Genomic DNA, 4444 nt, shown 5'->3' with positions numbered 1-4444 from the left:
CATCCGAGCCTTCGTCGAACGGGCCATCGCCACCCTCAAAGCCTGGCGCCTCCTACGCAAGCTCCGCTGCTCGACCACCCGCATCACCAGCCTCGTCCAAGCCATCCTGACCCTGCATCTGGCCAGCTCAGACTGAGGTTGGAAAAGGCTCAGTCACTGACAACGGCGGAATCTTCGGACCGGGACGACTCATACCGAACTAACGACAAACCTCCGACTCGGGTCACTAGAACTACCCGATAGATCCAAGAACCTACCCGATAGGGAACACGGCGTCGGAAACGAAAATTTCGCCCTGCCTGTACCTTAAGGTAAGCATACCGATCTATGCGCGAAAAGCCAAGGTCACCACAGCGAGCCTGGAGGAAACCCATGAAGAACGAATGGAGGAAGTTCTCCACATCGATGGAAATGGTATTAACGAGCGCTACCGAGAGCTTCTGTTCGGATCAGGCGAAGAGCGCTAGAGAATACCCCAGCACTGAGGCTGTATGGAGAGACTTTGAGAAGTGCTGCCGAAAAGTCGTCCAACAGAATCCTGGGCTCGGACTAAAGAATGCGCGATGGGAAAAGGATGGGATCCAGGAAACGGCCTTCCGGGAGTTCTCCCGACGTCAAGAGTTCGCCACCCTCCTGGGGGAGCGCCTTGTCGTGCATTCAGGTAGTGCCGGAGCGGCAGAAATTGACGCTCAAGTAGCATTGTTGATCACCGCCATGGTAAAGGAGACCGTTGCACGGTGGATGCCTCCCGTACCGATAAAGAACAAGGGCAGCTATCGTCGCCGAGAGAGACGCAATCATCTCGATAAACTTGCCGTCGAGAACTCCATGCCTGCCCCTCCACATGAGAAAACTGTAACCTTCGCAAGCACCTCAGAGTATCGTTTCTACGACTGCACCAGGCGGGACTATGAAGACTCCATCAGACCCTACGACCCTCGCATCGCAACAAAGCCTTGGGACGGGCACTGGGTAAGCCCTCCTGACGTGATAAACCAAGACCTTGCCGCAGTCTACGGTTCACCTATGGCGTTTGCTTCCGGGGACGGCTTCGGGTGGGCCGACTACCTTGACTACAACAACGAACTGCTATCCAGACACGAGTGGTGGATCGAGGCAGAGAACGACCTGATAGCAGCTTTTAAAACTTCCGCAAATCAGCCCTTCCTGGATGCTGGCTACCTGACGGAGTGTATTCTGCACTATCTAGGATCCCGCTCGCTCGCTTGGAAGTCATGTGGCACACGCGAGCAAATCCCCCCACTCGGGTTTCTTGAACGTCACGCATTCAAGATGTTCACCGAGATCGAATTCAATCAGATTCGCGCCCTCGGAGTTGACTCCGGGGTGGACGCGAACGAAGCCGAGGAATCAATTCGGCATCTTTCGTACGCCGTAATGGCTGAGCTTCGTCAACACTTCGATTGAGTCGGGAACAGCGGCTGGGTGGAGTGTGGAATCACCTCCCGGTAAAGCGAACTCTAAAATCTCGGGAGGCATAGGACTGATCGCCGACAGCTCCGCGATGAGGTGATCAGACCCAATCGTGAACAGCTGCAGGTGAATATGTACAGGGACTATGGCGTCGGGAGGGTCCCCGACAAGGCCAAGCGTCCCAGTCAGAAAGAGGGCTAAGCCACCACGTTGTATCCTCGATAGCTATCGCACCTGCCCAGGAACTCTTCGGAATCTGCGTCCCAGCGCCTGGTGATCTGAGTCGGAAATTCGTCGGCAGTAGGCGGCGCGGCGACCTTGTTGAGGATCTCGTCGGCTGTCTTTGTCCAGACGAACGGCCTGGGTGTTCGTTCCAGTCGGCGAGCCAGGTCCGCATGTCGCGTTCGAGGGCCTGGACCGAGCGGTGGACGCCGCGCCTGATCTTCTTCTGCGTCAACTCGGCGAACCACCGCTCGCCCAGGTTCAGTCGGGACGCGCTGGTCGGCGTGAAGTGCAGATGAAACCGCGGATGGGCCAGCAGCCACTTCTTGATGTCAGGCATCTTGCGCGTCGCGTAATTGTCCAGGATCAGATGAACCTGCAGATCAGCCGGGACTTCCTTGTCCAGCTTGGATAGGAACTTCTTAAATTCCGCCGCCCGGTGACGGCGGTGCAGGGAGCCGATGACCTTGCCGGTGGCGCGACCTCCAACGCGGCGAACAGGGTGGTGGTGCCGGCCCAGACGTAGTCCTGGCCGCAGCGCTCGGGAACACCGGGCGTCATCGGCAGGACGGGCTGGGAGCGGTTAATGGCCTGGATCTGCGACTTCTCGCCCACACAGAGGACGAGCGCCTTCTCCGGCGGGTCGAGGTAGAGGTCAGACCCCGCATCGCGGAGGAACTGGGCATCAGCCCGAGCGAGCTGACCGGCCTCCACCGCAGGTTCGAGGTAGTCCCGGAGGCTCAGGCCCAGGTCGACTGGGGTGACGAGGGAAAGATCCTCGCTCACGTCGGAATCCCGAAGGTCTACTAAAACTGATCGTTTCAGAATGAGGTGCGGAGTCGTCTCAAGCAGATGATGCTACAAGCGAGTTGAAGCAGGCCGAGGTGTAGATCGGCTCGTATCTCATAGCGGATCCGGAGGCGTTTGAACTGGTGGAGCCAGGCGAAGGTCCGTTCCACGACCCACCGGGTCTTGCCCAGGCCGGAGCCGTGCGGGACACCTCGACGGGCGATCTTCGGTGTGATGCCGCGGGCCCGAAGGATGCGCCGGTACTTGTCGTAGTCGTAACCGCGGTCGGCGAACAGCCGGCCCGGCCGGTGCCGCGGCCGCCCACGGACGCCGCGAATGCGGGGTATCGCATCGAGCAGTGGCACCAGCTGGGTGACGTCGTGCCTATTTCCGCCGGTCAGAGCGACGGCCAGAGGGGTGCCGTGCCTGTCGGTGATCAGATGGTGCTTGCTGCCCGGCCGCGCGCGGTCGACCGGTGAAGGTCCGGTGTGAGCCCCCCTTTCAGCGCTCTGACGTGCGAGCCGTCGATCGCGGCATCGTCCATGTCCAGCAGGCCGGCTCTGCGCAGCTCGGCCAGGAGCACTTCGTGCAGCCGGGGCCAGACGCCGGCCTCGGTCCAGTCCCGCAGACGCCGCCAGGCCGTCACCCCACTGCACCCTGTCCGCTCGGCAGGAACATCCCTCCAGCTCACGTTCTTGCGCGGAAGCAAGCCGGGCGGTGATAGACCGTTAACAGCAGATCCATAGCCGGACACCGGCCGCGGACGCCGCACCGAGCATGCCGGCTGCGCTGATAGCCCAGTTGGAAGGCTCACGAATACTGATCTTGTATCCCTTATGGATGCACCTTCAGGCCGGACGCATCGTGCTTGGTGACCGAAACTTCTATTCAGGCCTTCGGTCAGGTCCCAATGTTGCTTCAACCGCTACATCGGGCCGTCGCCCCCCGTCCGTAACTTCATCAGCAGGGAAAGGGTAAGAAAAAATGTGGTATGACGCGGCATGGATCAATATGAGGGATCAACTGCTCGAGCGGTATGACGTTCTTGTGCGGCAAGCGGGGCAAGAGGGTCAAGAGGTTACCTGGAATCGATTTTTTCGGTACGTCACGCAAAACTCTCCAGAGGTGAGGCAGGCTTGGGAGACGCTCGACCCTGACCAGAAGGCCGGTATCATACGGTCATATTCTTTGGACGTTGAATGCCCTCAGGCCTTCGGTCTTATTGTCACGAATGCGCTGTACTTGAGATATCTCGCCGACCGCTCGAATGTGATCGAGCAGAACAGTGCGCGATTGAAGGGCGCGCCAATTGGTTTCCCCATTCCAATCCACCTCATCGAGGCGCCAGGCCCTGTCGGGGGAGGACTGGACATCGAGTATCTGCTCGTCGTTGGTGACGAATGGGAGAATGGACTACGTGGTTCGTATATCCAGATTGTCGCTTCGGGTTGGGTATCCCGGACTGAGGCGGGATCCCTGACAGATCCCGGCTCTGTTTCTATATCTGGGATCAGTGACGCGTATCATGACGTAGTCGCAGCGTATTTCGAAATGTTCAGCAAGAAGCGCATCGATTGGATCTGACTCTAATCGGTGTCCCGCAAATGATCTATGACGTATCGGTCGCCCATTTGAGCCTCTTCCATCCTGAATAGTTGCAGGTCAGCAAGGTGTGAACAGCTTGGGCGATGGTGCCGATGCATCGGGTGGAGCATCGGGCTCGGCGGAGCAGCCGCCTGGACTCCAGCTGTATGAAGGCCCGTCCCCGGGAGCTCTCAGTCGTGCGTGGTCCGGTTGAACTGCTGGTAATGCTCGGGCTGTTCGCGGTGGTGGTACGAGGCGCGAAAGGTGGCGCCAGCGCCCTGGGCCTCGTGCTGCAGTCAGGTCGTGGGTGCGGCCGGGTATCGCGCGGGAGAACCACAGGGGTGTGCCGTCGGGGCGGGCGATGACCTGCACGTTCATGCCGTGCTTGCGGTGTTTTTGCGAGTAGTACGGTTCG

Annotated in this window: 2 protein-coding genes and 4 pseudogenes; 3 read left to right on the top strand and 3 right to left on the bottom strand. The window is 59.5% G+C overall.

The genetic code is table 11. The features are described 5' to 3' along the window. Together ACZ68P_RS36060 and ACZ68P_RS36055 are read left to right on the top strand one after the other, a co-directional pair. A pseudogene (locus ACZ68P_RS36060) lies at positions 1–136 on the top strand (IS5/IS1182 family transposase); the annotation flags it as partial. 236 nt (positions 137–372) lie between these two features. Continuing rightward, the gene (locus ACZ68P_RS36055) at positions 373–1428 is read left to right on the top strand and encodes a hypothetical protein (RefSeq protein WP_471013588.1); all 1056 of its coding nucleotides are present in this window, start codon (positions 373–375) and stop codon (positions 1426–1428) included. 231 nt (positions 1429–1659) lie between these two features. On the opposite strand, the pseudogene ACZ68P_RS36050 reads toward ACZ68P_RS36055, so the two are convergent. Beyond that, positions 1660–2310, bottom strand: a pseudogene (locus ACZ68P_RS36050) (IS630 family transposase); the annotation flags it as partial. Between the two features lie 167 nt (positions 2311–2477). Continuing rightward, positions 2478–3109, bottom strand: a pseudogene (locus ACZ68P_RS36045) (IS5 family transposase); the annotation flags it as partial. Positions 3110–3429: 320 nt separating this feature from the next. Between ACZ68P_RS36045 and ACZ68P_RS36040 the strand changes: the two are divergent. Beyond that, positions 3430–4029, top strand: a complete 600-nt coding sequence (locus ACZ68P_RS36040; RefSeq protein ID WP_471013587.1) for a hypothetical protein — start codon at positions 3430–3432, stop codon at positions 4027–4029. 25 nt (positions 4030–4054) lie between these two features. Here ACZ68P_RS36040 and ACZ68P_RS36035 read toward each other — a convergent pair. Continuing rightward, a pseudogene (locus ACZ68P_RS36035) lies at positions 4055–4444 on the bottom strand (transposase family protein); the annotation flags it as partial.

The organism is Streptomyces sp. NPDC036822 (assembly GCF_055609145.1).
Note: the sequence above shows the minus strand (reverse complement) of the source record. Positions and strands in the feature narration are given on the sequence as shown.

What these genes read in the sequence shown, in the direction of transcription:
- ACZ68P_RS36055 (WP_471013588.1), top strand. Translation starts at nt 373, where the DNA reads ATGAAGAACGAATGGAGGAAGTTCTCCACATCGATGGAAATGGTATTA.
- ACZ68P_RS36040 (WP_471013587.1), top strand. Translation starts at nt 3,430, where the DNA reads ATGTGGTATGACGCGGCATGGATCAATATGAGGGATCAACTGCTCGAG.